This is a genomic window from Alsobacter sp. KACC 23698 (assembly GCF_045348435.1).
Classification (GTDB): domain Bacteria; phylum Pseudomonadota; class Alphaproteobacteria; order Rhizobiales; family Beijerinckiaceae; genus Alsobacter.
This window is the reverse complement of the sequence record NZ_CP157484.1, coordinates 3,774,575-3,800,919: the sequence shown is the minus strand read 5'-3', so window position 1 is coordinate 3,800,919 and position 26,345 is coordinate 3,774,575. Positions and strand designations below refer to the sequence as shown.

The following is a 26,345-nucleotide window of genomic DNA, read 5'->3' as shown; positions in this document are numbered from 1 at the left end:
TCCGTTTGTGCTTATTGATCACGGCTTTTGGCTGGACGTGACAGGACGTGCGAACTAGGGTCCGCCCCGTTCCGGGAGCGGCCGTTCCGGGAACGACCGCCACAGCCTGCTTCGGAGCCCGACCATGGCCTTTCTCGCCGACGCTCTCTCCCGCGTAAAGCCCTCCGCCACGATCGCAGTGACGCAGAAGGCGCGGGACCTGAAAGCGCAGGGGCGCGAAATCATCAGCCTCTCGGTCGGCGAGCCCGACTTCGACACGCCCGACAACATCAAGGCCGCGGCCGTGGACGCCATCCGGCGCGGCGAGACCAAGTACACGCCCGTCTCCGGCATCAACCCGCTGCGCGAAGCCATCGTGGCCAAGTTCAAGCGCGAGAACGGGCTGGAGTACAAGGTCAACCAGACCATCGTGTGCACCGGCGGCAAGCAGGTGCTCTACAACGCCTTCGTGTGCACGCTGAACCCGGGCGACGAGGTCATCATCCCGGCGCCCTACTGGGTGAGCTATCCCGACATGGTGCTGCTCGTCGGCGGCAAGCCGGTCTTCGTCAACTGCCCGATCGGGCAGGACTTCAAGCTGCAGGCCGCTGACCTGGAGCGGGCGATCACGCCGCGCACCAAGTGGCTGATCCTGAACTCGCCGTCGAACCCCTCCGGGGCGGCCTACACCCGCGCCGAGATGAAGGCGATCACCGACGTGCTGGTGCGCCATCCGCATGTCTGGGTGCTCACCGACGACATGTACGAGCACCTCGTGTTCGGCGACTTCGAGTTCACCACGCCGGCCCAGGTGGAGCCCAGCCTCATCGACCGCACGCTCACCATGAACGGCGTGTCCAAGGCCTATGCGATGACCGGCTGGCGCATCGGCTACGCGGCCGGCCCGCTGGAGCTGATGAAGGCCATGGACATGGTGCAGGGCCAGCAGACCTCGGGCGCGTGCTCCATCGCCCAGTGGGCCGCCGTGGAGGCGCTCAACGGTCCGCAGGACTACATCGCCAAGGCCCGCGCGGCCTTCGAGGAGCGCCGCGACCTCGTGGTCTCGATGCTGAACCAGGCCAAGTACCTGAAGTGCCCGACCCCGGAGGGCGCCTTCTACGTCTATCCGTCCTGCGCCGAGGCGATGGGCAAGACCGGCCCGAGCGGCAAGGTGATCTCCACCGACGAGGATTTCGTCTCCGAGCTGCTGGAATCGGAGGGCGTCGCGGCGGTCCACGGCACGGCCTTCGGCCTTGGCCCCAATTTCCGCATCAGCTACGCCACCTCGAACGCGCTCCTCGAGGAAGCCTGCAGCAAGATCCAGCGCTTCTGCGCCAGCCTGCGGTAAGCCTCCGCCGCGGGCCTTCGGGTCCGCATGCGGCCCCGGGGCGAGCCTGAAGGCTCGCGGTCCGGGGACTCTCATGTGCGCGGGCGCACAGGCGGGACGAGGCGGGGAGAGCATGGTCCCGGCCGTCGAGACCCGAGCCGAGACCCGCCATGCCCCGCACCCCGCGCACCGACGACCCGATCCGCCTGCCCCTGCCGGAGCGCCGGCTCAGCGTGTCGCGCTTCGAGGCGCGGCGTCAGCTGCGGATCTCGCTGGCGCTGCTCGCGGCGTTGCTGGCCGGAACCCTCGCGGCTGTCATCGGCGGCCCGGTGCGCTCCGGCGGAACGGCGATCGCCGCGGCGCCGGCCAAGGCCGCGCCTGTCCGGCAGGCGGCGGCCGCGCACGTCCTGCGGGCGGGGCCGTCCGTCTTCGCCATGCGCTGAAGCGGCCTTAGAGAGGCCCCTGGAAGATGAAGAACGCCCCGCCGGCGATGAGCGCAAAGCCCACGGCGTGGTTGAGGGTGAGCGGCTCCTTCAGCACCGTGACGGAGAACACCGCGAAGACCGCCAGCGTCACCACCTCCTGGATGGTCTTCAGCTGCGCCGCCGAATAGACCGCATGGCCGATGCGGTTGGCCGGCACCGCCAGGCAATATTCAAAGAACGCGATGCCCCAGCTCACCACGATGACGAGCGGCAGCGACACGGCCGGGAATTTCAGGTGGCCGTACCACGCGAACGTCATGAAGACGTTCGAGGCGATCAGCATCAGCACGGGCAGGACCAGGGTGGAGTGGGTCGCGAGCATGCGGGGGTCTCTCGGGGGGCGAAAGGAGAATGCCAAGTAGGCGGCGCCAGGCCGCCGTAAAGCCCCTTTCGAGGAGGGTCAACCGAAGCGCAGCTTCATGGCCACGATCACGGCCACCAGCGCGAAGGTGACGACGTTGGACCAGACCAGCGGGGCGATGCCCATCAGCACGCCGTAGACCAGCCACATGCCGACGCCGATCAGAAGCGCCACCTGGGCGGGCAGCGAGATGGCGCGCGTCTCCCGGGTGCGGATCACCCGCCAGGCCTGCGGGATCCAGCACAGGGTGGTGATCAGCGCCGCAAGGCTGCCGATCGCCTCGATCATCACGGGGTTCAGCACGGTCGGGCTCCGCTCGCCCGCACGGGCCGACGGCCCGCATGCGACGTTCGCGCCGTCCTGTCAATCCGCCGACGGCGCGGCCGGGCTCAGGGATAGCGCCGGGGCGGCGTGGGAGGCCAGGAGGGCGCGGTCGGCTGCGCCGCGAAGGGGTCGTCGTCGCCCTCGGTCGGCTCGTCCATGTCCATGCCCTCGGGCGTGCTCGCGCCCGCGCCGGGGAACTCGAGCTGCATCGGGCCGCCCGGGCGCAGGCCCGGATAGGTCGCCGGGCGGGGCTGGCCCGCCCCGGCCTGGCCGTATCCGCCCTGGCCGTTGGCGGGCGCCCGGGTAGCGCCGCTCTGCTGGCCGTAGACGGGCTGCGACAGCGCCTGGGCGCCGCCGAGCGGGACGGGGCGCCGGTCGGTCGGGCCGGGCAAGGGCTCGCCGTAGCGGGAGGCCGCCGCGGTCCCGTAGCCGCCGCCCATCGGCCGCGGCGTGACCGCGCCGCCCGCCGCCGCATAGGCGCCGAGGCGCGGCGCGAACTTGATGATGGGCTTGCACACCCGCCGCCCGCCCGAGTGGCGGGCGAGGTCGAGATGCAGGTGGTCGTCGTGCTGCGGATAGCCCGGGCCCAGCACCGTGGTGAAGCGCTCGCAGGAGCCGACGAAGACCTCGCGGAGGAACTCCTGGTCCGGCTGCTGGCCGCGCCAGCCGCGCGCCACCGAGACCTCGCGGCCGTCCGCCAGGCGGAAGGCCATCACGTCCATGGCGTTGCCGAAGGCGTGCTCGGAGCGCGGGCCGCCACGGCGGTTCATGACGCTGCGGCAGGAGTAGGATCCCGCCTTCAGCTCCACCACCCGGCTGCCATAGATCATCTCGGCCGCCGGCTGCACGACCTCGTTGACCCAGCCGTCGATGACGGGGATCACCGGGCAGGCCCAGGTGGCCTTTCTGGACAAGGCGACGGTTCCGTCCGCCACCGCCGAGACCCGGAAGGGCCGCAACATGCCGCAGGAGCCAGGGCCGGAGATCTCCCGGGCCGGCTCCACATAGGCGGTGACCTGCACGGCCCTGGAGGCGAGGCAGGCTTGCTCCGCCTCGTCTCGCCACGGGGCGCGCTGCTCGTAGACGAACATGCCGCAACCCGACAACAGACCGAGGACGGCGGAGCCGACTAGATACAGGGCTACTCCGCGTCTCATGATCGCGACAATGCGACCGGTTTCTTTAAGGACGATAAACGAAAGCGGAGCCGTGTCCTTTGGGCGTCAGGAATCGCGCCGCGCCCCGCCGCATCGCCCTGGAGGGCTTCGGTGGATATCCGAAACTTTCGGTCGAAAGCACGGTGAGACCGTGTAAATCTCGCCCCCGGCCGGCTCCCGACTCTCCTTGCCGACCGGCCTCCGCCCCACGGCGGATCGAATCCGCGCCGCTTTCGACGGCCCGGGGCGGGGACTGGGGGACGCCATGTGGGCACAAGTCTATAATCCGACCGGGAGCACCGTGCTCTCGACCTTGCTGGCGGCGCTGCCGGTCGTGGCGCTGCTGGGGCTGATCGCCTGGGGCAAGGTGGAGGCCTATGTGGCCGCCTTCATCGCCCTGATCCTGGCGCTGCTCGTCGCCATTTTCATCTTCACGATGCCGGCGGGCGTCGCCATCCGGGCCGCCGTGTTCGGCGCGGTGACGGGCCTGTTCCCGATCGGCTGGATCATCCTGAACGTCATCTTCCTCTACCGGCTGACGGTGGAGAAGGGCTGGTTCCAGATCCTGCAGCAATCCATCGGCGGCATCACGCCGGACCGGCGGCTGCAGCTGTTGCTGATCGCCTTCTCGTTCGGCGCCTTCTTCGAGGGCGCGTCCGGCTTCGGCACGCCGGTGGCGGTGACGGGCGCGATCCTGATGGGGCTCGGCTTCTCGCCGCTCGCGGCGGCCGGCCTGTCGCTGATCGCCAACACGGCGCCGGTCGCCTATGGGGCGCTCGGCACGCCCATCCAGGGCCTCGCCACCGTGACGGGGCTCGACCCCTATCTGCTCGGCGCGATGGTGGGGCGGCAGCTGCCGTTCTTCTCCCTGATCGTGCCGTTCTGGCTGATTTGGGCCTTCGCGGGCTTCCGCGGCATGATCCAGATCTGGCCGGCGATCCTGGTCTGCGGCGTCAGCTTCGCCGTGCCGCAATTCGTGGTGTCGAACTACATCAACCCCTGGATCGTCGACATCGCGGCCTCGCTGGTCTCGATGGCCTGCCTGATCGGCTTCCTCAAGGTCTGGCAGCCCTCCGAGCTGTGGCTCTCGCCGGCGCTGCGCACCAAGGACGACTCGGCCCTGAGCGCGCCCCCGCCGCCGCCCGCGATCCCGCAGGCGACGCCCGAGCAGGTGCGGATGTCCTGGATCCCGTGGGCGATCCTGTCGGTGGTGGTCATCATCTGGGGCGGCCAGTGGTTCAAGAACCTGGTCAACCCGATCTTCACCTGGAACTACCCGGTGGAGGGCCTGCACAACATGATCCAGAAGGTGCCGCCGGTGGTGGCCAAGCCCGCCTCCGAGGGCGCGGTGTTCGCCTTCACCTACCTGTCCTTCACCGGCACCGGCATCCTGATCGCGGCGATCATCGCCGGCTTCGTGATGAAGTTCACGCCCGGCCAGCTCGTGCGGGCCTATGGCCAGACGCTCTGGGTGGTGCGCTACTCGCTGATGACCATCATGGCCATGCTGGCCATCGGCACGCTGACCCGCTACTCGGGCCTGGACGCCACGCTGGGCCTCGCCTTCGCGGCGACGGGCGTGCTCTACCCGTTCTTCGGCACCTTGCTGGGCTGGCTCGGCGTGGCCCTGACCGGGTCCGACACGGCCTCCAACGTGCTCTTCGGCGGGTTGCAGAAGATCACCGCCGAACAGCTCGGCCTCTCGCCCATCCTGATGGGCGCGGCGAACTCGTCGGGCGGCGTCATGGGCAAGATGATCGACGCCCAGTCGATCGTGGTGGCCTCGACGGCGACCGGCTGGTTCGGCCATGAAGGCACGATCCTGCGCTTCGTGTTCTGGCACTCCATCGTGCTGGCCTGCCTGGTCGGCGTGCTGGTGATGCTGCAGGCCTATGTCTGGCCGTTCAGCGCGATGGTGATCCACTAGGGGCGCGCCGACGCCCCAACCCAGCCACGAAAAAGGGCGCGCCCGCGAGGGCGCGCCCTTCTTTCATGGGCGTGGCGCCGTCAGGCCTGGGGCTGGCCGGGAGCGCCCTGGGGGGCGGCGCCCTGCGGGCCGCGGCGGCTGGCCAGGAAGGAGTCGAACTCCTCCTTGTCCTTGGCGCGGCGCAGGCTCTCCAGGTGCTCGCCGAAGGCGCGCTGCTCCTCGACCAGCCGGTCGAACTCGGCCTGCAGGCGGGCGATCTCGGCCTGCTTGTAGTCCTCGAAGGCCGAGTTGCCGCTGTCGCGGCGCAGCTCGCGCCGGGGCCAGCCGGGGCCGGGGCCCTGGCCGCCGCCGCCGAAGCCGCCCCACTGCGCGCCGACGCGGTCGCCCCGCTCGGCGTCCTGGCTGCGGCAGCCGGCGAAACACCAGCCTTCCTTCCAGCCCTTCCAGGCCAGGATCGCCAGGCCCGCCGGCCAGAAGAACACGAAGCCGGCGATCATCGCGGCGAGCTCCAGCGGACGCCACCGGGCGCGTCCCTCGCGACCGCGCCAGTCGCGGCCTTCATATCGACCATAAGCAGCAGAGCAGGACATCCGTCCCTCCCATGTGAATGTAACGTTCATTCACATCGGATCGGCGCGCGCCAATGTCAAGGGCCGGAGCGACGGCCCCGGCCCTTGGTCGTCAAGCGGATGGAGGATGTCAGGCGCCGATCTTGCGCCGGGACCACTGCGCGAAGGCGAAGGCGAGGGCCTCGACCCGGCGGCGGTCGATATTGGGGTCGCGCCAGGAGCCGCCATTGCCGGAATATTGCTGCACCAGGAGCGGGAAGCTCTGGCCGCCGAGGCTGACTTCGCCCTGCAGGTAGTCGCTCTCGCCGCCTCCGCCGCCGCCCCGGCCCGCGCGGCCGCCCGCCGAACCGGCGGACGCGTTCATCGACAGGCTGGTGAGGGTCACGATCAGCAGGGGAGCGCGGCGGTCGCCGGTGATGCGGTCGCCGAACTGCGCCAGGAACTGGCGGTGGACCTCGGCGCCCAGCGCCTCGGCGAAGCCGTTGAGGCCGCGGGCCTCCAGCGGCCGGACATCGACCGACACGCCCCGGATGGCGAAGCCCTGGGCCTGCGCCGGCAGGGCGCCGGCGAGCGAGACAGTGGCCGCCGCGGCGGCGAGGCCGAGCCCCGCCCGCAGGACGCTGCGTCGGTCAGACGAAAGCGACATCCACGATTTCATAGCTTTTCCCTCCGCCGGGCGTGTTCACTTCCACCGAGTCGCCCGTCTTCTTACCGATCAACGCACGGGCGATCGGAGAGGTGATGCTCACTTTGCCGGATTTCACGTCGGCTTCGGATTCGCCGACGATCTGATAGGTCTTGGTCTCGTCCGTGTCCTCGTCGATCAGCTTCACGGTCGCGCCGAACTTGATGGTCGAGCCGGACAGCTTGGCGACGTCGATGATCTCGGCGCGCGACAGCTTGTCCTCGAGCTCCGCGATGCGGCCCTCGTTCAGGGACTGCTGCTCCTTGGCGGCGTGGTACTCGGCGTTTTCGGAGAGGTCGCCATGGGAGCGGGCCTCCGCGATCGCCTGGATGATGCGGGGACGCTCGACCTGCTGGCGGGTCTTCAACTCCTCCTCGAGGGCCCTGTAGCCCGAGGGGGTCATCGGAACTTTGTCCATCATTTCTTCCGTTCGATCTTGATCCGCAAGAGCCGCCAAACCCGAAAAGGCCGCCGTTCCGGGCCCCCCTTTCAGGGGCTCGGACTCATGCGGACCGCGTTCGGACAGTGAACCCCGCCGTCCGGCGGGTTTCAGTCACGGGCCGTGAAATAGTCCTGCAGCGCGCGAACCTGGAGATCGCCGCCCGCATAGGCCTTGATCCCCTGCGCCGCAGCCACGGCTCCTGCTAGCGTGGTGTAATATGGCACCTTATGCAAGAGGGCCGCCCGGCGTAGCGACCGGGAGTCCTGAAGCGCCTGCTTGCCCTCGGTGGTGTTGAAGACGAGCTGGATCTCGCCGTTCTTGATGGCGTCGACCACGTGCGGCCGGCCCTCCAGCACCTTGTTGATCTTGGCGGCGTGGACGCCGCGATCCTCCAGATAGCGCTGCGTGCCCGACGTGGCCACGATCCTGAAGCCCAGGTCCGCCAGCGTGCGCATCGTGTCGACGATGCGGGGCTTGTGGTCCTCGCGCACCGAAACGAACACCGTGCCGGCCTTGGGCACCGAGGCGCCGCCGCCGAGCTGGCTCTTGGCGAAGGCGATGCCGAAGGAGCTGTCGAGCCCGATGACCTCGCCGGTGGAGCGCATCTCCGGGCCGAGCAGCACGTCGACGCCCGGGAAGCGGGCGAAGGGGAACACGGCTTCCTTGACGCCGATATGGTCGAGCTGCTTGGGCTGAAGGCCGAAGCTCGCCAGGCTCTCGCCCGCCATGATGCGCGACGCGATCTTGGCGATGGGCTCGCCGATGACCTTGGCGACGAACGGCACCGTGCGGGAGGCGCGCGGGTTGACCTCCAGCACGTAGATGTCGCCGTCCTTCAGCGCGTATTGCACGTTCATCAGCCCGCCGACGTCGAGCGCCAGCGCCAGCTCGCGGGTCTGGCGCTCCAGTTCGGCGATGGTCTCGGGCGACAGCGAGTGGGGCGGCAACGCGCAGGCGCTGTCGCCGGAATGGATGCCCGCCTCCTCGATGTGCTCCATGATGCCGGCGATATAGACGTCCTTGCCGTCGCAGAGCGCGTCGACGTCGACTTCGATGGCGTCGGTCAGGTAACGGTCGAACAGCAGCGGGTTCTTGCCCAGCACCGTGTTGATCTGGCCGGTCTTGTCGTTGGGGTAGCGGGCCTTGATGTCGTTGGGCACCAACTCGGGCAGGGTGCCGAGCAGGTATTTGTCGAACATCGCCTCGTCATGGATGATCTCCATGGCGCGGCCGCCCAGCACGTAGGACGGGCGCACCACCAGCGGCAGGCCGAGGTCCTGCATGATCAGGCGGCTCTGCTCCACCGAATAGGCGATGCCGTTCTGCGGCTGCTTGAGGCCGAGCTTGTCGAGCAGGCGCTTGAAGCGGTCGCGGTCCTCAGCGAGGTCGATGGCGTCCGGCGAAGTGCCGAGGATCGGTATGCCGGCCTGCTCCAGCGCCTTGGCGAGCTTCAGCGGCGTCTGGCCGCCGAACTGCACGATGACGCCGACAAGCTCGCCGTTCTCCTTCTCCTTGAGCAGGATCTCGATCACGTCCTCGGCGGTGAGCGGCTCGAAATAGAGCCGGTCGGAGGTGTCGTAGTCGGTCGAGACCGTCTCCGGGTTGCAGTTGACCATGATGGTCTCGAACCCGGCGTCGCTGAGCGCGAAGCAGGCGTGGCAGCAGCAATAGTCGAACTCGATGCCCTGGCCGATGCGGTTGGGGCCGCCGCCCAGGATGACGATCTTGCGCCGGTCGGTGGGATGGGACTCGTCCGCCGCCACGCCCGCGAAGGGCGGCGCATAGGTGGAGTACATATAGGCGGTGGGCGAGGCGAACTCGGCCGCGCAGGTGTCGATGCGCTTGTAGACGGGGCGCACGCCCAGCGCCCGGCGCCGGCGCGTGACCTCCGCCTCCGACAGCCTGGCCAGCATGGCGAGGCGGGCGTCGGCGAAGCCCATGGCCTTGAGCTGGCGGAACGGGCCGGCCGTGGTCGGCAGGCCCAGCGCCTTGATCTTGTTCTCGGTCTCGACGATGGACCAGAGCTGCTGGAGGAACCAGCGGTCGATCTTGCAGGCCTGGTAGATCTGCTCGACGTCGAAGCCGTAGCGCATGGCCTGGACGACCTGCAGCAGCCTGTCCGGCGTCGGCGTGCCGAGGGCGGCCCGGATGGCGTTCTTGTCGTCGCCGAGGCCCAGCCCCTCGATCTCGATCTCGTCGAGGCCGCTGAGGCCCGTCTCCAGCGAGCGCAGCGCCTTCTGGAGCGATTCCTGGAAGGTCCGGCCGATCGCCATGGCCTCGCCGACCGATTTCATGGAGGTGGTCAGCGTCTTCTCGGCGCCCGGGAACTTCTCGAACGCGAAGCGCGGGATCTTGGTGACCACATAGTCGATGGTCGGCTCGAAGGAGGCCGGAGTCGCCCCGCCCGTGATGTCGTTGGCGATCTCGTCCAGCGTGTAGCCGACCGCCAGCTTGGCCGCGACCTTGGCGATCGGGAAGCCGGTCGCCTTGGAGGCCAGCGCCGAGGAGCGCGACACGCGCGGGTTCATCTCGATGACGATCATGCGCCCCGTTTCCGGGTCGATGGCGAACTGCACGTTGGAGCCGCCGGTCTCCACGCCGATCTCGCGCAGCACCGCCAGCGAGGCGTCGCGCATGCGCTGGTATTCCTTGTCGGTGAGCGTCAGCGCCGGCGCGATGGTGATCGAGTCGCCCGTGTGGACGCCCATCGGGTCGATGTTCTCGATGGAGCAGATGATGATGCAGTTGTCCGCGCGGTCGCGGACCACCTCCATCTCGTACTCCTTCCAGCCGAGCACGCTCTCCTCGACCAGCACCTCGTTGGTGGGCGACGCGTCGATGCCGCGCTCGATGATCTCGATGAACTCGGCCTTGTTGTAGGCGATGCCGCCGCCGGTGCCGCCCATCGTGAAGGAGGGGCGGATGATCGCCGGCAGGCCGATGTCGGCCAGGGCGTCGAGCGCGCCGGCCAGCGTCTTGATCTGGTGCGAGCGGGGGGTGTCGAGCCCGATCTTGGTCATGGCGTCGCGGAAGAGCTCGCGGTCCTCGGCCTTGTCGATGGCTTCGGCCGTGGCGCCGATCATCTCGACGTCGTATTTCTCCAGCGCGCCCATCTTCTTCAGCGACAGGGCGCAGTTGAGCGCCGTCTGGCCGCCCATGGTGGGCAGCAGCGCAAAGCCGCCCGGAACGGCGTAGCGCTCCTTGGCGATGATCTTCTCCACCACCTCCGCGGTGATGGGCTCCACATAGGTGCGGTGCGCCATGTCCGGGTCGGTCATGATCGTCGCCGGGTTCGAATTCACCAGGACGATGCGGTAGCCCTCTGCCTTCAGGGCCTTGACGGCCTGCGTGCCCGAATAGTCGAACTCGCACGCCTGGCCGATGACGATGGGCCCCGCGCCGATGATCAGGATGGTGGAGATGTCTGTCCGCTTCGGCATGTCGCCTCGTCATCATGGCTCGGCGCGAGGCGGGTGATCCCGCCTGGACGCGCGCACAAAAAAAGGCCGCGCTATGGGCCAAATCTACGGCCGGAGCGCGTCCTCGCGGGAACCTGGATCAGGTTTCGGGCGGGGACGCCGGTTATCGAGACTTCCCGCCGAAAGTCGCGTGTCATTAAACGAGAATCGCAGCCGTGGGAAGGGCCAAGGCCGCGCAGGCTGTGGACTCGGCGGCCCCGGCATTGACCGGGGCGGCGACACGGCCCAAAAGCGCCCCGTGTCCGAATTCCGACCGACGTCCCGCACCGCCGCCGCCGCCCTGTCGCGCCAAATCTCCGCCTTCGCCGGGGTGGGCGTGGCGGCGGCCGTCGTCCATTACGGGCTGCTCGTCGGGCTGGTGGAGCTCGCGGGCGTCCATGCGGTCTGGGCGACGCTGGCCGGCTATGTGGCGGGGGGCGTCGTCTCCTACGGGCTCAACCGCCGCTACGCCTTCCGCAGCGACCGGCCGCATGGCGAGGCGACATGGCGCTTCGCCCTGGTGGCGGGGGTCGGCTTCGGGCTGACCGGGCTCTCCATGGCGCTGCTGCACGGCCGGGCCGGGGCGCCTTATCTCCTGGCGCAGCTCGTCACCACCGGGCTCGTGATGGTGTGGAGCTTCGCCGCCAACCGCTGGTGGACCTTCCGCGGACGATCCGAGGTTCCGCCCGCGCCTCTGTGACGCGGGAGCGCGTCAGTCCGGCCGGGTCGCCACGAAGGTCATGCGGGCCTGGTTGTGGCCGATATTGGGGCGGCGGCGGCGCGCCTCGAAGCCGGCGTTCTCGAGCAGCGACAGCATGACGTTCTCGTCATAGGTGGACAGGCCGAGCTCGGCCCGGAGCCTGCGGTAGTCGGACAGGGCGGTGCGGACAAGCCCGGCGCCGGCCGCCGCCAGGAAGCCGCCCTGCCAGCCGAAGCGCAGCAGCGCGGCCGCGTCGGTCAGCGGGCTGACGTCGGGCGGAACCACGTCGCCGACGACGAGATGGCCCCCGGGCGCCAGCAGATCGCGCCAGACCTCCAGCAGCCGCTGGAGCTCCGCCCGCGGCAGATATTGCAGCAGCGAGTTGACCGCCACGACGTCCAGGCTCCCGGGCGCCAGCGCCTCGACCTCGCCGGGATCCAGGACGCGGATGCGCGGATCGCCGCGATAGCGCTCGCGCACGCGCGCCAGAACGGCGGGCGCGGCGTCCGACAGGATGAGGCTGGAGGAGACCCGCGCCACCTCCTGGGCCTCGGTCGCCTCGCCGCAGCCGAAGTCCAGCACGGTCGGCGGGCGGCCCGCCGCCGCCAGCGAGGCCACGATGGCGGCGACGTCGCGCGCGACCATGCGGTCGTGCAGCGCCTTGTGCCGCGCATTCACATAGATGGAATGTTCGCCGTCGAAGAAATCGCGCCACGACCTGGCCATGATGAACCGCGCACTCCCCGGGCCGACGCGGCCCGAACAAGGTTGTAGCGCGATTGCGCGGCCAGCGGGACCGGGACCTCGGATCAGGGCTTCGGCGGCGCCTTCGCCCGGGAGGGGGAGGCCGGTTTTTCGGGCGCGAGGCTCTTGATGTAGCCCACGAGCGAGTCGACCTGCTCCGGCGCGAACCGGAACTCCGGCATGTCGAGGCCCTCGTGGCCGACCGTGATTCCCTCCGCCAGCGCCTCCTGCAGCGAATCGATGGGATAGCGCTGGCTCAGCGTGCGGAAGGGCGGTGATTTCGGGTTGGGGCTCGCGCCCTTGGCCCCCACGGCGTGGCAGGGGCCGCAATTCTTCTGCGCCAGCGCGCGACCCTCCTTGAGAGAGGCCGCGCCGGCCGTTCCCGCGCCGGCCAGCAAGGTCGCGAGGACGAGGGCTGCTCCGCCGAGCCGCGCCGCATGGGTCATGGTTGCCTCTGGGTGTCGCGGATGGGGGAGGCCGCATCGTGGGCCGCCATCCCGGCGCTGGCAAGCCGGCGGAAATCTTCGCGCATGGCGTGTAAAGCGCCTCACACCCGCCCCGAACAGCCAGGCCTAGGCTTCGTCGGGACAGCGGTTCTCCTCCCAGGGCCGCTGTCCGACCGAAACCAGGAGGCGCATCATGGTCGACAAGTCAGCGTTCAATTTCCTCGCGCAGCTCATCGTCCGCATCCGGCCCGAGGCGGCCGACGCGGTGTTTCCGCATGGACCGATTGGCGCGCTGGGCGCCGCCGTGGAGCGGCGCGAGCACGCGCGCCAGCCGCAGCCCACCCGCGAGGTCGCCGTGATCGCGGCGGCGGACGCGCATCTGGCCGAAATCATCGCCCTCACCCGCACGGCCGAGGGCGTCGGGGGAGAGACAGGCAAGAACCTCGTGCGGCTTGCTCTGTCGAAGGTGGCCGATTTCGACGAGCTGTGCCCGCGCTGGCCGAAATGGCCCATCGGCTGGCCGCCGGTCGGCCACTGGCCGCCTCCGCCGCCGCCCCCGTGGTGGTGGGAGGAGAACGAGAAGCTCAACGCGGGCGAGCTCTTCCTCGCGGGGTCGCGCATGCTGGCGGCGGCCGACGCGGTGCGGGACGCGAGCGTCGGCGAGGCGCTCGCCAACGCCGGGCGCACGCTGATGGACAAGGGGCTCCAGGGCGCCCGCTGAGGCCTGCGCCTGACAGCGTGACGGACAGGGCGGCCCCCCGGGGCCGCCCTCGCGGCGGGAGCGAGGCTCAGCGCTTGTTGTCGTCCATGAGCTGGACGAAGCGGTCGAACAGGTAGTGGCTGTCCTGCGGGCCGGGCGAGGCTTCCGGATGGTGCTGCACCGAGAAGGCCGGGCGGTCCGTCAGCGCAATGCCGCAATTGGAGCCGTCGAACAGGGAGACATGCGTCTCCCGGGCGTTGGCCGGCAGGCTGTCGCGGTCCACCGCGAAGCCATGGTTCATGGACACGATCTCCACCTTGTCGGTGGTGAAGTCCTTCACCGGGTGGTTCGCCCCGTGGTGGCCCTGGTGCATCTTGGCGGTCTTCGCCCCGACGGCGAGCGCCATCATCTGGTGGCCGAGGCAGATCCCGAAGGTGGGGATCTTCTCGTCCAGCAGGGCGCGGATGACCGGGACGGAGTATTCGCCGGTCGCGGCGGGGTCGCCCGGGCCGTTGGACAGGAACACGCCGTCGGGCCGCAGGGCCAGGATGTCCTCGGCGGTGGCGGTGGCGGGCACGACCGTGACCTTGCACTCCCGGTCGGCCAGCAGACGCAGGATGTTGCGCTTCACGCCGTAGTCGATGGCGACCACGTGGCGCTTGGGGGCCTCCTGCCGGCCGAAGCCCTTGCTCCAGGCCCAGCTGGTCTCGTCCCAGTCGAAGCGCTGGGCGGTGGTGACCATCGGGACGAGGTCGAGCCCGTCCATGGAGGGCAGCGCCGCGGCCTGGCGCTTCAGCGCCTCCACGTCGAAGCTCCCCGACGGATCATGCGCGATGATCGCGTTCGGCATGCCCTTCTGGCGGATGAGGGCGGTGAGCGCGCGGGTGTCGATCCCGGTCAGTCCGACGATCCCGCGGGCCTTCAGCCACAGGTCGAAATGGCGGCTCGACCGGTAGTTGGACGGATCGGTGACGGCGGTGTGCAGGATGACGCCGCGCACGCCCGAGGACGCGGCCATGTTGATGGTCTCGACGTCCTCGTCGTTGACCCCGACATTGCCGATATGCGGGAAGGTGAAGGTGACGATCTGGCCCGCATAGGACGGGTCGGTCAGGATCTCCTGATAGCCCGTCATGGCGGTGTTGAAGCAGACCTCGCCGGGCGCTTCGCCGAGGGCGCCGACGCCGGTCCCTTCCAGGACCGTGCCATCCGCCAGAACCAGAAGCGCCGTCGCGCGGGGCTCCGCCCAGCCGCCATCGTCAGCCTGCCCGTGGGCCTGATCTTGAAGCTTCGCCATTTTCGTCCTAAATCCTGCCGCCCGGGCGCGGCGAAGACGCTGCGCTCAGGACACTCGACCGCCGGGAAGTCAACGCCGGGAACACGCAGCGCCGCACGCTATCGACCCGAGTCCGCAGGACCCGAGCGCCGGGCCGGCAAACTAGGACGCGCAACAGAGCCCGTCAACCCGAATTGCTTTGGGAATTCACAACAGGTTTCAGCCACTTAAGACCAGGCCTGCATCGCCGCCCCGAAGCCCGGGAGGCCGGCGCGCCGCCTCAACAGGAAAGACAAGCGCCATGCGCGAGGACTTCACCACGTCGCTGAAGGAGGCCATGAAGGCCGGCGACAAGCGCCGCATCTCCACCGTCCGGCTGATCACCGCCGCCCTGAAGGACCGCGACATCGAGGCGCGCGGGGCCGGAAAGGACCCGCTCTCCGACGACGAGATCCTCGGGCTGCTGCAGAAGATGATCAAGCAGCGCCAGGAATCGCTGAAGATCTACCAGGACAACGGCCGTCCCGAGCTCGCCGAGCAGGAGAGCGAGGAGATCGCCATCATCTCCAGCTTCCTGCCCAAGCAGATGGACGAGGCCGAGGTCTCCGCCGCCATCGACGCCGCCATCGCCCAGACCGGCGCGGCGGGCCTGCGCGACATGGGCAAGGTGATGGCCGCCCTGAAGGAGCGCTACGCCGGCCAGATGGACTTCGGCAAGGCCAGCGCGGCGATCAAGGCCAAGCTGCAGGGGTGAGGGCGAATGGGGAGCGGCGAATGGCGAGTGGGGTAAGAGATCGCCTCCACTCGCCGCTCGGGCATTTATCGGCGGCACAGCTTCGTGTCGGAGAGCCTCGCTGCGGATGACGGCCAGGAAACCTTGGTTTTCCTCAAAGGCGCCGCCTACCTTGAGGCCTGTGGATAGCGGGCGTAACCCGTCAATCATTCCGGCCGACTCGGCGCAGCCCTATATGAGCCAGGCATGAAATTCCCGCCCGGCATTCTCGACGAGATCCGCGCCCGGCTTCCCGTGTCGGAGGTCGTCGGCAAGCGGGTGAGGCTGGCCAAGGCCGGGCGCGAGTGGAAGGGGCTGTCGCCCTTCAACGCGGAGCGGTCGCCGTCCTTCTTCGTCAACGACCAGAAGGGCTTCTTCCACGATTTCTCCTCCGGCAAGCATGGCGACATCTTCGCCTTCGTGATGGAGACGGAGGGCGTCGCCTTCCCGGAGGCCGTGGAGAAGCTCGCCGGGCTCGCCGGCGTGACGCTGCCCAAGGCGTCCCGCGAGGCGGAGGAGCAGGAGCGCAAGGCCCGCAGCCTGCACGAGGTGATGGCCTTGGCGGCGGCGTTCTTCGAAAGCCAGCTGGAGAGCAAGGCGGGGCTGAAGGCGCGGGCCTATTGCGAGGGCCGCGGGCTTGGCGGCGAGATCCGCAAGCGGTTCGGCCTGGGTTACGCGGCGCCCGACAAGCATGCCCTGCGCGACCACCTCGCCGGCAAGGGCGTCGCCGTCGAGGCCATGATCGAGACGGGCCTGCTGGTGCATGGCGACGACGTGCCGGTGCCGTTCGACCGGTTCCGGGACCGGCTGATGTTCCCGATCTGCGACGTGCGCGGCCGCGTCATCGCCTTCGGTGGCCGGGCGCTGGCCGCCGACGTTCCGGCCAAATACCTGAACAGCCCCGAGACGACGCTCTTCCACAAGGGCGCGGTGCTCTACAACCACCACAACGCCCGCAAGCCCGCGCATGACAAGGGGACCGTCATCGCCGTGGAGGGCTATGTCGACGTGATCGCCATGGCGATGGCGGGATTTCCCCATGCGGTGGCGCCGCTGGGCACGGCGCTGACGCCCGAGCAGCTCACCTTGCTGTGGCGCATGGCCGACGAGCCGATCCTGTGCTTCGACGGCGACAAGGCGGGACGGCGCGCCGCCTTCCGGGCCATCGACGTCGCGCTGCCCTTGCTGGAGCCCGGCAAGTCGGTGCGCTTCGCGCTGCTGCCGGAAGGGCAGGACCCGGACGACCTCGCGCGGTCGGGCGGCGGCCAGGCGATCGCACGGGTGCTCGACGGGGCGTCCCCCATGGTCGAGATCCTGTGGACGCGCGAGGTCGAGGCCGGGCCGCTCGACACGCCGGAGCGCAAGGCCATGCTGGAGAAGCGCCTGCGGGCGCTGCTGGCCGGCATCCGCGACGAAGACCTGCGCAAGCATTACCGGGCCGAGATGGAGGCGCGCCTGCGCCAGCTCTCGCCCCGCAGCGGCGGCTATGGCCAGCAGTCCGGCCCGCAGCAGGGCGGCTATGGGCAGGGCGGCCGCGGGCAGGGCTTCGCGGCCGGCCGGGGCGGGGCGCGCGGGCGCGACCCTCGGCGCCAGGGCGGCTTCTCAGGCGAGCCGGTGCGGGCGTCCGAGAGCCTGTCCCGCAGCGCGCTCTTCTCCAAGACGCCGACCGTTTCGCCCCGCGAAGCCCTGATCCTGGCCGCGCTCGTGGCCCATCCGGACCTGCTCGCCAGCCAGGCGGAGGCCTTGCTGGAGCTCGATCTCGCCCATCCCGACACCAACCGCCTGCGCCAGGCGCTGGTCGACCTGGACGCCGACAGGGCGGCCGGCGGAGCGGACGTCTCGCGCGAGACTCTGGAGCTGCGCGGGATCGGCCCGCTGCTCGCCCGGGTTGAGGCGGCGGTGCGCCCCGGCGACCGGTGGTGTCTTGACTCCGGAGCCGATCCCGTCGAAGTGAGGGAAAGCCTTCGTCAGGCCACGACCTTGCATCACAAGGCGCGGACGCTACATAAAGAGCTCGGGATGGCCGAGATGGCCTTCGCCCAGGACGAGAGCGAGGCCAGCCTCGCCTGGATCCGAGACCTCCGGTTGCAGCTTTCCGCCATCGACGGGATGGAAGCCGAGATCGAGAGGGGCGGGCGGGACGACGACCTGACCTCCCGGCCATGACCCTCTGGCGCCCTCTCTCGGGCGGCCCGGCGGCCTGGCCCGGCGGAGATCTCATCCGCGGTCGGGCCTGCGTCGGGCGATGCGCAGGGGCGGCGTGACGACCGGAATGACGCGCGTGGTTAAGGGTGACGTAAACGATTCGCGACTTTGATCCGGATGACAAGACGATAAGGGCGGATGGACCGATGGTCCTTGCCGCCCGTTTCTGCGTTGAAGATTCACCCGCGGCGGGGCGGGACAGGCTTGGAGCGACCGGGCATGGCGACCAAAACGACTGAGAAGAACGAGGGCGACGTGGCTGAGGCGCCGCAGGTCGACAGCCCGCTTCTCGACCTTACCGACCAGGCCGTCAAGAGGATGATCAAGCTCGCCAAGAAGCGCGGCTATGTCACCTACGACGAACTGAACGAGGTCCTCCCTTCGGACCAGAACTCCTCGGACCAGATCGAGGACATCTACGCGATGCTCAACGAGATGGGCATCAACGTGGTGGAGTCGGAGGAAGCCGACACCGAGCGCGCCGAGGGCCAGGAGGGCGCCGCGGCGGCCGACGACGACGACGAGCCGGGCGACCTCGTGGAGGCGGCCCCGCGCGCCGTCGTGGCGCGGGCCGAGAAGGCCGAGCCGACCGACCGCACGGACGATCCGGTGCGCATGTATCTGCGCGAGATGGGCTCGGTGGAGCTGCTCTCCCGCGAGGGCGAGATCGCCATCGCCAAGCGCATCGAGGCCGGCCGCGAGGCGATGATCGCGGGGCTTTGCGAGAGCCCGCTGACCTTCCAGGCCATCATCATCTGGCGCGACGAGCTGATGGAGGGCAAGGTCCTCCTGCGCGACATCATCGACCTGGAAGCCACCTATGCGGGCCCCGAAGGCAAGGGCGGCCCGAAGGTCGAAGGCGAGGAGGGCGAGGCCGTCGACGGCGTCGCCGCGCCGCAGCCGGAGGCGCGCGCCGAGGGCGAAGAAGCGCCGATCCCCGAGGGAGACCTCGAGGAGGACGACATGGAGAACAACGTCTCCCTGTCGGCCATGGAGGCGGAGCTGAAGCCGAAGGTGCTGGAGACCTTCGACCGCATCGCCGACGCCTACAAGAAGCTGGGCCGCCTGCAGGACCAGAACGTCGAGTCCAAGCTGCAGAACACCTCGCTGTCGCCCGCCCAGGAGCGCAAGTACAAGAAGCTCAAGGAAGAGATCGTCACCGACGTGAAGTCGCTGTCGCTCAACCAGAACCGCATCGACGCGCTGGTGGAGCAGCTCTACGACATCAACAAGCGGCTGATCGGCCTCGAGGGCCGGCTGATGCGCCTGGCCGAAAGCTACCGCGTCTCGCGCGAGGACTTCCTGAAGAACTACCAGGGCTCCGAGCTCGACCCCAAATGGGTGCTGCGCGTCTCCAAGCTCGGCACGCGCGGCTGGCGCGAGCTGATCGCCTCCGAGAAGGACACCATCAAGGACATCCGCCAGGAGATCCACACGCTGGCGGCGGATACGCGCCTGGAGATCCAGGAGTTCCGCAAGCTCGTCCACATGGTGCAGAAGGGCGAGCGCGAGGCCCGGCAGGCCAAGAAGGAGATGGTGGAGGCCAATTTGCGCCTCGTCATCTCCATCGCCAAGAAGTACACGAACCGCGGCCTGCAGTTCCTGGACCTGATCCAGGAGGGCAATATCGGCCTCATGAAGGCGGTGGACAAGTTCGAGTACCGCCGCGGCTACAAGTTCTCGACCTACGCCACCTGGTGGATCCGGCAGGCGATCACGCGCTCGATCGCCGACCAGGCGCGGACCATCCGCATCCCGGTGCACATGATCGAGACGATCAACAAGATCGTCCGCACCTCGCGCCAGATGCTGCACGAGATCGGCCGCGAGCCGACCCCGGAGGAGCTGGCCGAAAAGCTCGCCATGCCGCTGGAGAAGGTGCGCAAGGTGCTGAAGATCGCCAAGGAGCCGATCTCCCTCGAGACGCCCATCGGCGACGAGGAAGACAGCCATCTCGGCGACTTCATCGAGGACAAGAACGCCATCCTGCCGATCGACGCGGCGATCCAGTCGAACCTGCGCGAGACGACCACGCGCGTGCTGGCCTCGCTCACCCCGCGCGAGGAGCGCGTGCTGCGCATGCGCTTCGGCATCGGCATGAACACCGACCATACGCTGGAAGAGGTCGGCCAGCAGTTCTCGGTGACCCGCGAGCGCATCCGCCAGATCGAGGCCAAGGCGCTGCGCAAGCTCAAGCACCCCAGCCGCAGCCGCAAGCTGCGCAGCTTCCTGGACAACTGAGCCGACCAGCCGTCCCCCGCGGGACCGCGAGCCTTCGGGCTCGCCGTCTCAGGGCTGGCCGTCTTTGGGCGATCGCCCGCGCCCGGCCGGAACGGCGCGGGGGCGGGGCGCGTTGGGTGTCGGGTCTGGCGCGGCCGGCGAACGGCCGCGCGACCGCAACGACATCCATGGAGCTCAACGATGCGCAGGATCCTCGTTCTGGCGGGCGTTCTCGCCTGCCTGCCGCTGTCGGCGCACGCCCAATCCGGCGCGCCCGACTGGGACCGCCGCGGCGACGTCATGCCCATGGGCGGCCATGACGACGGCGATTGGGACAGCGACCACGGCGACCGCGGGGGCGGCCGATCCGGCCGCAGCGACTGGAGCCGCCACGACGAGTCCGGCTGGCGCGGCCACGGCGACGCCGGATCCCGGTCCGCCCAGCGCGACGACAGCGGCGGCCGCGACGGCGGCCGGGACGAGACGTGGCGCAGCCGCGATTCCGGGCGGGGCGGCTGGCGCGAGCGCCGCATGGACGAGGGCGGCATGTCGCCCGAGCAGATGCGCATGCATGGCGAGATGATGCGCCGCATGATGCGCCAGGGGGAAATGGGCGGCGGCATGGGCATGGGCGGCATGGGCCGCGCCGGCGCCCGCTTCATGCTGCGGGCCGGAGACGTGCGCCTGGCCGTGCAGTGCAGCCCCGGCGAGCCCATGAAGGCCTGCGTGGACGCCGCGACCAGCCTGATGGACCGGGCCAAGACCATGGCGCCGTCCGGCTCCAGCTCGGGGACCGGCCCGGGCGCGGGCTCGACGGGCGGCTCGTCGACGGGCGGCGCGACGGGGTCCGAGCCCAAGCCGTGACGCCACGATCCGCGACGCCCGGCCCGGCGGTGAGGCGCGATGTCGCGCGCCGGGGACCTCCTGGCCGCCCAGCGCGTTGATCCTGCAACAGTCGTCGACACGACAGGAGCTTTGCATGACCATGGTTGTTCCCAGGACCACCCTGATGATCTTCGCGGCCGCCTCGCTGGCGGGCGCGACGATGGCGACGCGTCCGGCGTCCGCCATGCCGGCGGCGGGCGCGCCCGTCGCGCAGGCGGCGAGCGACGCCGCGTTGGCCACGCAGGTCCAGTGGCGCGGCGGCTACGGGCCTGGCTACGGCCATCGGGGCGGCTATTACGGGCGCGGCTACTACGGCGGCGGCTACGGATATCGCCGCGGCTGGGGCTATGGCGGGGCGGCCGCGGCCGCCGGCATCGCCGGCCTGGCGACCGGCGCGATCCTCGGCGGGGCCCTCTCGCAGCCGCGCACGACCGTGATCGAGGAGCCTGGCTACGCCTATGGGGGCGGCGGCGCGGACTATTGCGCCCAGCGCTACCGGTCCTACGACCCGGGCAGCGGCACCTTCCTGGGCTATGATGGGCTGCGCCATCCCTGCCCGTGAGGCGTTGCGGCGTGAACCAGGGGCTCGCTTCGGCGGGCCCCTTTTTCGTGGCCGGGACTTCGGCCCCTCATCGGCGGATGGCAGCCATGCCGCCGCATTCGCCTCTTTTTCGGGCGAACCGCCTTCTCGCAAGGCGCCCTTCTCTCTAGAACATCGCTGATGACCATCGCCGCCGTTTCCCGCCCGACCCGCGCCGCATGGGTCGGGGAAGTCCGCTCGACCCTGGCCCTGAGCTGGCCCCTGATCCTGACCAACCTCGCCCAGACCGGCATGACGGCGACGGACGTGCTCATGCTGGGCCGGCTCGGGCCGGAGGCGGTGGCGGCGAGCGCGCTGGGGGCGAACCTCTATTTCTTCTTCCTCATCTTCGGCATCGGGGTGATGAGCGCCACAGCGCCGCTGGTGGCGACCGAGAGGGGACGCAACCGGTTCGCCGTGCGCGAGGTGCGCCGCACCGTCCGCCAGGGCTTCTGGGCGGCGTTGTGCATCTGCGTTCCGTGCTGGGCGGTGCTGTGGAACGGCGAGGCCGTGCTGCTGCGCCTCGGCCAGGAGCCGAGGCTTGCCGCGCAGGCGGGCGCCTATCTGCACATGCTGCAATGGAGCATGGCGCCGTTCCTCCTCTATCTCGTCCTGCGCTCCTTCATGGCCGCGATGGAGCGTCCCGCCTGGGCGATGCTGGGCGTGTTCCTCGGGCTCGCCGCCAATGCGCTGTTCAACTGGCTGCTCATCTTCGGCAACTGGGGGGCGCCCCGGCTCGGCCTGACGGGCTCCGGGCTTGCGACCCTGAGCGCGACCATCCTGATGTTCGCCGTGCTGGCCGGCGTGGTCTCGCTGGACCGGCGTTTCCGCCGCTATCGGCTGTTCGGGCGGGCCTGGCGGGCGGACTGGCCGCGGTTCCGAACGTTCTGGCGCGTCGGCCTGCCGATCGGGGCGACGCTGATCTTCGAAGTGTCGATCTTCAACGGCGCTGTGTTCCTGATGGGGATCATCGGGCCGACCTCGCTGGCGGCGCACGCGGTGGCGATCCAGATCGCGTCACTCACCTTCATGATCCCGCTCGGCATCGGGCAGGCCGCGACGGTGCGGGTGGGGCGCGCCTATGGGGCGAAGGAGCGGGAGGCCGCCACGCTCGCCGGGTGGACCGCGTTCGGGCTCGGGGTCGGGGCCATGGTTCTGACCGCGACGGCGATGCTGGCCGCCCCGCGGGCGCTGATCGGCGTGTTCCTGGACGCCTCGGCGCCCGGCAACGCGCCGGTGGTGGAGACCGCGGTCCTGTTCCTGGCCTTCGCGGCGCTGTTCCAGGTCGCCGACGGCGCGCAGGCCGTCGGGCAGGGCATGCTGCGCGGCCTGCACGACACCCGCATGCCCATGATCTACGCGGCCATCGGCTACTGGGGCGTCGGGCTGCCGCTCGGCGCCGTGCTGGCCTTTCCGCTCGGCTTCGGCGGGGCGGGGATCTGGTCGGGGCTCGCCACAGGGCTTGCGATCGTGGCGGGACTCATGCTGGCGCGCTGGATGCGGCGGGACCGGCTCGGCCTGACGGCGGAGCTGCGCTGAACGGACGCTGGACGCCTCGGGCCGAGGCGCGGTACGGTCGGGGGCCGGCGACGAGGAAGCCCCCCATGCTCGTTTTCCCCTGGCTGACGCCCCCCTCAGGTGGGGCGCGCCGATCCTTTGAAAAATGGCGATATGGCCCGGAACCGCGCGGCGGGTTCGGCGTTAAGGGGATTGCGTTCGGACCGGAAGGGGCCGGACGACGCTGTCGCGCGACCGGCGACTGACCGGGACGCCGACGACGCGATGCTGCTGACGAGATTGCGAACCGAAACTCGCGCCGCGCATGACCGGATCGAGTCCGACCTGGACATGCTCGGGCCGGGGCTGACGCTGGAGCGCTACGGCGCGCTGGTCGCCCGTTTCCATGCGTTCTTCCGCATCTGGGAGCCACGCATCGGCGAGCTGGTCGGCGACGAGGCGTTCTTCGGCCCGCGCCGCAAGCTGCCGCTGCTGGAGGCCGACCTCGCGGCGCTCGGCCTGGCGCCGTTGCGCCAGACGCCCCGCATCCCGCGGCTGGACGACGTCGAGGAGGCCATGGGGTCGCTTTACGTGCTCGAGGGATCGACGATGGGTGGGCAGGTGATCGCCAAAAGCCTTGAGCGCCGGCTGGGCCTCGCCGGGCCGGGCGCGACCTATTTCGCCAGCTACGGGCGCGACGTCGCGGCGCGCTGGCGGGCGTTCCAGGACATCCTGGCGTCGCTGTCCTCGCCGGCGGCCGACGACCGCATCGTCTGCGCCGCGCTGGCGACCTTCGAGAGCCTGCAGGCCTGCCTGTTCGCGCCCGCGAGGACGCGCCATGGATGAGGCGGTCGGGACGACAGCGGGGGGAACTGGCGGGCGGACGCCCGCGGGCGGGCGCGCGCCGGTGACGGACGCCGTGCTCGACAGCTGCGCGCGCGAGCCGATCCGCACGCCGGGCAGCATCCAGCCCCACGGCGTGCTGTTCGCGCTCGATCCGGCCGACTGGACGATCCGGCAGGTCAGCGCCAACGCGGCGGCGGCGCTCACCGTGGACGCCGCCCAGGCGCTGGGCCGGCCGCTGGCGCAGGTGTTGCGCGACGGCGGCGCCGAGCTTCTGGAGGGGCTCGCCTCCGGGCCGGGTTCCTCCGGGCCGGGTTCCCCGGGGCCGGGATTCGCGCCGACGCGGGTCGTGACCGTCGGAGGGGCGGCCTATCACCCCGTCGCGCACCGGGCGGGCGGGCTGGTCGTGCTGGAGCTGGAGGAGGCGACCGGCGGCCCCCACCACGCCGACGACCTCTACGCCGACGTGCGGCGCCTGGCGACGGACCTGCAGGACGCGAGCACCGTGGCGGAGATCGCGCAGAGCGCGGCGGCCGCGGTCCGGCGCACGACCGGGTTCGACCGCGTGCTGGTCTATGATTTCGACGAGGCCTGGAACGGCGCGGTGCGCGGCGAAAGCCGCAACGACGCGCTGCCCTCCTATCTCGACCTGCGCTTCCCGGCGAGCGACATCCCGGCCCAGGCCCGCGAGCTCTACCGGCTGAACCGCGTGCGCCAGATCCCGGACGCCGGCTACACGCCGGTTCCGATCCTGCGCGCCGACGACGGCGGGTCGCCCGAGCCGCTGGACATGAGCTTCTCGGTGCTGCGCAGCGTCTCGCCGGTGCATCTGGAATACATGCGCAACATGGGCACGGCCGCGTCCATGTCGATCTCGATCGTGGTCAATGGCCGGCTCTGGGGCCTGATCTCGTGCCACAACGCCAAGAGCCGACGGGCGCCGCAGCCGGTGAGGTCGGCCTGCGACTTCATCGGCCAGCTCGTGGCGATGCGCCTGGCCGGGCTCAGCCTCTACGCCGAGGCGGCCGAGCGCGTGCGCCTGCAGGAGATCCACGGGCGGCTGCTGACCTCGATGGCGGTGGCGCCGCAATTCCTCAACGGGCTCACCCAGGACGGCGAGCGCCTGCTGGCGCTGACCGGAGCCACGGGCGCGGCCGTGGTGTCGGACCTGGAGGTGAAGCGGGTGGGCGAGACGCCCAGCCGGGACGAGATCCTGGCGCTGGCTCACCGGATCGGCCCCCATATCGAGGACGGCGTCTTCGCCACCGATTCCCTGGCCGGCTTGGTCCCGGACGCGGCGGCCCTGAAGGACCGGGCCAGCGGCGTGCTGGGCATCTCCATCTCGCAGATCCACGCCAGCTATGTGCTGTGGTTCCGGCCCGAGGTGATCCGCACCGTCCAGTGGGCGGGCGAGCCGCGCAAGATCGCCGAGCCGAACTCCGAGCGCCTGCATCCGCGCACGTCCTTCGAGGCCTGGAAGGAGACCGTGCGGCTGACGGCGATGCCCTGGTCCGCCGCCGAGATCGACGCCGCCCGCAACCTGCGCGGCGCGATCGTCGACATCGTGCTGCGCCGGGCCGAGCAGATGGCCGAGCTCAGCGAGGAGCTGGAGAAGTCCAACAAGGAGCTTGAGGCCTTCTCCTATTCGGTCTCGCACGACCTGCGCGCGCCGTTCCGCCACATCGTCGGTTACGCCGAACTGCTGCGCGAACGCGACGGCGACAAGTTCGACGAGAAGGCGTCGCACTACCTCTCCAACATCATCCAGTCGGCGTTCTCGGCCGGGCGGCTGGTGGACGACCTGCTCAGCTTCTCCCAGGCGGGCCGGGTGACGCTGCATCCCGTCCGCATCGACATGGGCAAGCTCGTCGAGGAGGTGCGCCGCCTGCTCTCCCCCGAGATGGAGGGCCGCGCCATCGAGTGGCGCATCGGCCGCCTGCCGCCGACCTACGGGGACCCGAGCCTGCTGCGGCAGGTGTGGCAGAACCTGATTTCGAACGCGCTGAAATACACAGCCCGCGAGGACGTCGCCGTCATCGAGATCGCCGGCGAGCGGCGCGACGGGGAGACGGTCTATAGCGTGCGCGACAACGGCGTCGGCTTCGACATGGCCTATGTGGGCAAGCTCTTCGGCGTTTTCCAGCGCCTGCACCGGGCCGAGGACTTCGAAGGCACCGGCATCGGGCTCGCCAATGTGCGCCGCATGGTCGAGCGCCATGGCGGCCGGGCCTGGGCCGAGGCCGTGGTCGACCAGGGCGCATGCTTCTTCTTTTCCTTGCCTCACATGGAGCGGCGCTGATGGCCGAACTGAGACCCATCCTGCTGGTGGAGGACAGCGCGCGCGACGTGGAGCTGACCCTGGCGGCGCTGGCCAAGTGCCAGCTCGCCAACGAGGTGGTCGTGGTGCGCGACGGCGCGGAGGCGCTGGACTACCTCTATTCCAAGGGCGCCTTCGCCCAGCGCGAGCCCGGCGAGCCCGCCGTGGTGCTGCTCGACCTCAAGCTGCCGAAGATCGACGGGCTGGAGGTGCTGGAGAAGATCAAGAAGGACGAGGACCTGCGCCCCATCCCGGTCGTCATGCTCACATCCTCGCGAGAGGAGCGCGATCTCGTCGCCAGCTACCAGCGCGGGGTCAACGCTTTCGTGGTCAAGCCCGTTGACTTCCAGGAGTTCTTCGAAGCCATCCAGGAGCTGGGAATGTTCTGGGCCATCCTCAACGAGCCGCCGCCCCCGGGGGCCCGCCGCTCCGCCGTCGGCAAGTGA

General features: G+C 69.9%; 24 protein-coding genes. 14 read left to right on the top strand and 10 right to left on the bottom strand.

Annotated elements, in window-relative coordinates:
* The first annotated feature begins 124 nt into the window (after positions 1-124).
* Both ABEG18_RS18100 and ABEG18_RS18095 read left to right on the top strand, forming a co-directional pair.
* Positions 125-1,327, top strand: coding sequence for a pyridoxal phosphate-dependent aminotransferase (locus ABEG18_RS18100; protein WP_406854441.1), 1,203 nt, complete (start codon positions 125-127; stop codon positions 1,325-1,327).
* Positions 1,328-1,476: 149 nt separating this feature from the next.
* Positions 1,477-1,749: a hypothetical protein gene (locus ABEG18_RS18095; RefSeq protein WP_406854440.1), complete on the top strand. Its 273-nt coding sequence runs from the start codon at positions 1,477-1,479 to the stop codon at positions 1,747-1,749.
* A 7-nt stretch (positions 1,750-1,756) separates the two neighbouring features.
* On the opposite strand, the gene ABEG18_RS18090 is transcribed toward ABEG18_RS18095, so the two are convergent.
* The 3 genes from ABEG18_RS18090 to ABEG18_RS18080 form a co-directional block, all read right to left on the bottom strand.
* Positions 1,757-2,113, bottom strand: coding sequence for a DMT family protein (locus ABEG18_RS18090; protein ID WP_406854439.1), 357 nt, complete (start codon positions 2,111-2,113; stop codon positions 1,757-1,759).
* A gap of 78 nt (positions 2,114-2,191) precedes the next feature.
* Complete coding sequence (locus tag ABEG18_RS18085) at positions 2,192-2,455, bottom strand: SemiSWEET family sugar transporter (RefSeq protein ID WP_406854438.1); 264 nt, start codon at positions 2,453-2,455, stop codon at positions 2,192-2,194.
* A gap of 86 nt (positions 2,456-2,541) precedes the next feature.
* Complete coding sequence (locus tag ABEG18_RS18080; RefSeq protein ID WP_406854437.1) at positions 2,542-3,567, bottom strand: extensin family protein; 1,026 nt, start codon at positions 3,565-3,567, stop codon at positions 2,542-2,544.
* A 331-nt stretch (positions 3,568-3,898) separates the two neighbouring features.
* Between ABEG18_RS18080 and ABEG18_RS18075 the strand changes: the two genes are divergently transcribed.
* The gene (locus tag ABEG18_RS18075) at positions 3,899-5,560 is read left to right on the top strand and encodes an L-lactate permease (protein WP_406854436.1); all 1,662 of its coding nucleotides are present in this window, start codon (positions 3,899-3,901) and stop codon (positions 5,558-5,560) included.
* A gap of 80 nt (positions 5,561-5,640) precedes the next feature.
* On the opposite strand, the gene ABEG18_RS18070 is transcribed toward ABEG18_RS18075, so the two are convergent.
* From ABEG18_RS18070 to carB, 4 genes are all read right to left on the bottom strand, one after another.
* Positions 5,641-6,057, bottom strand: coding sequence for a DUF2852 domain-containing protein (locus ABEG18_RS18070; RefSeq protein ID WP_406854435.1), 417 nt, complete (start codon positions 6,055-6,057; stop codon positions 5,641-5,643).
* 202 nt (positions 6,058-6,259) lie between these two features.
* Entirely contained in the window at positions 6,260-6,775 is a 516-nt protein-coding gene (locus tag ABEG18_RS18065) for a hypothetical protein (RefSeq protein ID WP_406854434.1), read from the bottom strand.
* Positions 6,759-7,232 carry a transcription elongation factor GreA gene (gene greA, locus ABEG18_RS18060; RefSeq protein WP_406854433.1) on the bottom strand — a complete coding sequence of 158 codons (474 nt, stop codon included), beginning with the start codon at positions 7,230-7,232 and terminating at the stop codon, positions 6,759-6,761. Before greA ends, ABEG18_RS18065 begins: the two co-directional genes overlap by 17 nt.
* A 131-nt stretch (positions 7,233-7,363) precedes the next feature.
* Positions 7,364-10,696: a carbamoyl-phosphate synthase large subunit gene (gene carB, locus ABEG18_RS18055; protein WP_406854432.1), complete on the bottom strand. Its 3,333-nt coding sequence runs from the start codon at positions 10,694-10,696 to the stop codon at positions 7,364-7,366.
* A 277-nt stretch (positions 10,697-10,973) separates the two neighbouring features.
* Between carB and ABEG18_RS18050 the strand changes: the two genes are divergently transcribed.
* Positions 10,974-11,414, top strand: a complete 441-nt coding sequence (locus ABEG18_RS18050) for a GtrA family protein (RefSeq protein WP_406854431.1) — start codon at positions 10,974-10,976, stop codon at positions 11,412-11,414.
* A 12-nt stretch (positions 11,415-11,426) separates the two neighbouring features.
* On the opposite strand, the gene ABEG18_RS18045 is transcribed toward ABEG18_RS18050, so the two are convergent.
* Together ABEG18_RS18045 and ABEG18_RS18040 are read right to left on the bottom strand one after the other, a co-directional pair.
* Positions 11,427-12,140 (bottom strand): class I SAM-dependent methyltransferase, encoded by a 714-nt coding sequence (locus tag ABEG18_RS18045; protein ID WP_406854430.1) that lies wholly within the window; start codon positions 12,138-12,140, stop codon positions 11,427-11,429.
* 83 nt (positions 12,141-12,223) lie between these two features.
* Positions 12,224-12,604: a c-type cytochrome gene (locus ABEG18_RS18040; protein ID WP_406854429.1), complete on the bottom strand. Its 381-nt coding sequence runs from the start codon at positions 12,602-12,604 to the stop codon at positions 12,224-12,226.
* A 193-nt stretch (positions 12,605-12,797) separates the two neighbouring features.
* On the opposite strand from ABEG18_RS18040, the gene ABEG18_RS18035 reads away from it, so the two are divergent.
* Positions 12,798-13,325, top strand: coding sequence for a hypothetical protein (locus ABEG18_RS18035; RefSeq protein ID WP_406854428.1), 528 nt, complete (start codon positions 12,798-12,800; stop codon positions 13,323-13,325).
* 67 nt (positions 13,326-13,392) lie between these two features.
* Here the strand turns inward: ABEG18_RS18035 and carA are convergent, their stop codons facing one another.
* Positions 13,393-14,601 carry a glutamine-hydrolyzing carbamoyl-phosphate synthase small subunit gene (carA, locus tag ABEG18_RS18030; RefSeq protein ID WP_406854427.1) on the bottom strand — a complete coding sequence of 403 codons (1,209 nt, stop codon included), beginning with the start codon at positions 14,599-14,601 and terminating at the stop codon, positions 13,393-13,395.
* 280 nt (positions 14,602-14,881) lie between these two features.
* On the opposite strand from carA, the gene ABEG18_RS18025 reads away from it, so the two are divergent.
* The 9 genes from ABEG18_RS18025 to ABEG18_RS17985 all read left to right on the top strand — a co-directional run bounded on the left by ABEG18_RS18025 (position 14,882) and on the right by ABEG18_RS17985 (position 26,345).
* Complete coding sequence (locus ABEG18_RS18025; protein WP_406854426.1) at positions 14,882-15,334, top strand: GatB/YqeY domain-containing protein; 453 nt, start codon at positions 14,882-14,884, stop codon at positions 15,332-15,334.
* A 225-nt stretch (positions 15,335-15,559) separates the two neighbouring features.
* Positions 15,560-17,518 (top strand): DNA primase, encoded by a 1,959-nt coding sequence (gene dnaG / locus ABEG18_RS18020; RefSeq protein WP_406854425.1) that lies wholly within the window; start codon positions 15,560-15,562, stop codon positions 17,516-17,518.
* 258 nt (positions 17,519-17,776) lie between these two features.
* Entirely contained in the window at positions 17,777-19,798 is a 2,022-nt protein-coding gene (gene rpoD / locus ABEG18_RS18015; protein WP_406854424.1) for an RNA polymerase sigma factor RpoD, read from the top strand.
* Between the two features lie 180 nt (positions 19,799-19,978).
* Complete coding sequence (locus ABEG18_RS18010; RefSeq protein WP_406854423.1) at positions 19,979-20,641, top strand: hypothetical protein; 663 nt, start codon at positions 19,979-19,981, stop codon at positions 20,639-20,641.
* Positions 20,642-20,756: 115 nt separating this feature from the next.
* Positions 20,757-21,224, top strand: a complete 468-nt coding sequence (locus ABEG18_RS18005; protein ID WP_406854422.1) for a BA14K family protein — start codon at positions 20,757-20,759, stop codon at positions 21,222-21,224.
* A gap of 156 nt (positions 21,225-21,380) precedes the next feature.
* Positions 21,381-22,781, top strand: coding sequence for an MATE family efflux transporter (locus ABEG18_RS18000; protein ID WP_406858639.1), 1,401 nt, complete (start codon positions 21,381-21,383; stop codon positions 22,779-22,781).
* 243 nt (positions 22,782-23,024) lie between these two features.
* Complete coding sequence (locus ABEG18_RS17995) at positions 23,025-23,585, top strand: biliverdin-producing heme oxygenase (RefSeq protein ID WP_406854421.1); 561 nt, start codon at positions 23,025-23,027, stop codon at positions 23,583-23,585.
* Positions 23,578-25,881: an ATP-binding protein gene (locus ABEG18_RS17990; RefSeq protein WP_406854420.1), complete on the top strand. Its 2,304-nt coding sequence runs from the start codon at positions 23,578-23,580 to the stop codon at positions 25,879-25,881. Before ABEG18_RS17995 ends, ABEG18_RS17990 begins: the two co-directional genes overlap by 8 nt.
* Positions 25,881-26,345: a response regulator gene (locus ABEG18_RS17985; RefSeq protein ID WP_406854419.1), complete on the top strand. Its 465-nt coding sequence runs from the start codon at positions 25,881-25,883 to the stop codon at positions 26,343-26,345. The genes ABEG18_RS17990 and ABEG18_RS17985 overlap by 1 nt, the downstream gene beginning before the upstream one ends.

What these genes read in the sequence shown, in the direction of transcription:
- ABEG18_RS18100 (WP_406854441.1), top strand. Translation starts at nt 125, where the DNA reads ATGGCCTTTCTCGCCGACGCTCTCTCCCGCGTAAAGCCCTCCGCCACG.
- ABEG18_RS18095 (WP_406854440.1), top strand. Translation starts at nt 1,477, where the DNA reads ATGCCCCGCACCCCGCGCACCGACGACCCGATCCGCCTGCCCCTGCCG.
- ABEG18_RS18090 (WP_406854439.1), bottom strand. Translation starts at nt 2,113, where the DNA reads ATGCTCGCGACCCACTCCACCCTGGTCCTGCCCGTGCTGATGCTGATC.
- ABEG18_RS18080 (WP_406854437.1), bottom strand. Translation starts at nt 3,567, where the DNA reads ATGTTCGTCTACGAGCAGCGCGCCCCGTGGCGAGACGAGGCGGAGCAA.
- ABEG18_RS18075 (WP_406854436.1), top strand. Translation starts at nt 3,899, where the DNA reads ATGTGGGCACAAGTCTATAATCCGACCGGGAGCACCGTGCTCTCGACC.
- ABEG18_RS18070 (WP_406854435.1), bottom strand. Translation starts at nt 6,057, where the DNA reads ATGATCGCCGGCTTCGTGTTCTTCTGGCCGGCGGGCCTGGCGATCCTG.
- ABEG18_RS18065 (WP_406854434.1), bottom strand. Translation starts at nt 6,775, where the DNA reads ATGTCGCTTTCGTCTGACCGACGCAGCGTCCTGCGGGCGGGGCTCGGC.
- greA (WP_406854433.1), bottom strand. Translation starts at nt 7,232, where the DNA reads ATGGACAAAGTTCCGATGACCCCCTCGGGCTACAGGGCCCTCGAGGAG.
- carB (WP_406854432.1), bottom strand. Translation starts at nt 10,696, where the DNA reads ATGCCGAAGCGGACAGACATCTCCACCATCCTGATCATCGGCGCGGGG.
- ABEG18_RS18045 (WP_406854430.1), bottom strand. Translation starts at nt 12,140, where the DNA reads ATGGCCAGGTCGTGGCGCGATTTCTTCGACGGCGAACATTCCATCTAT.
- ABEG18_RS18040 (WP_406854429.1), bottom strand. Translation starts at nt 12,604, where the DNA reads ATGACCCATGCGGCGCGGCTCGGCGGAGCAGCCCTCGTCCTCGCGACC.
- ABEG18_RS18035 (WP_406854428.1), top strand. Translation starts at nt 12,798, where the DNA reads ATGGTCGACAAGTCAGCGTTCAATTTCCTCGCGCAGCTCATCGTCCGC.
- carA (WP_406854427.1), bottom strand. Translation starts at nt 14,601, where the DNA reads ATGGCGAAGCTTCAAGATCAGGCCCACGGGCAGGCTGACGATGGCGGC.
- ABEG18_RS18025 (WP_406854426.1), top strand. Translation starts at nt 14,882, where the DNA reads ATGCGCGAGGACTTCACCACGTCGCTGAAGGAGGCCATGAAGGCCGGC.
- dnaG (WP_406854425.1), top strand. Translation starts at nt 15,560, where the DNA reads ATGAAATTCCCGCCCGGCATTCTCGACGAGATCCGCGCCCGGCTTCCC.
- rpoD (WP_406854424.1), top strand. Translation starts at nt 17,777, where the DNA reads ATGGCGACCAAAACGACTGAGAAGAACGAGGGCGACGTGGCTGAGGCG.
- ABEG18_RS18010 (WP_406854423.1), top strand. Translation starts at nt 19,979, where the DNA reads ATGCGCAGGATCCTCGTTCTGGCGGGCGTTCTCGCCTGCCTGCCGCTG.
- ABEG18_RS18005 (WP_406854422.1), top strand. Translation starts at nt 20,757, where the DNA reads ATGACCATGGTTGTTCCCAGGACCACCCTGATGATCTTCGCGGCCGCC.
- ABEG18_RS17995 (WP_406854421.1), top strand. Translation starts at nt 23,025, where the DNA reads ATGCTGCTGACGAGATTGCGAACCGAAACTCGCGCCGCGCATGACCGG.
- ABEG18_RS17990 (WP_406854420.1), top strand. Translation starts at nt 23,578, where the DNA reads ATGGATGAGGCGGTCGGGACGACAGCGGGGGGAACTGGCGGGCGGACG.
- ABEG18_RS17985 (WP_406854419.1), top strand. Translation starts at nt 25,881, where the DNA reads ATGGCCGAACTGAGACCCATCCTGCTGGTGGAGGACAGCGCGCGCGAC.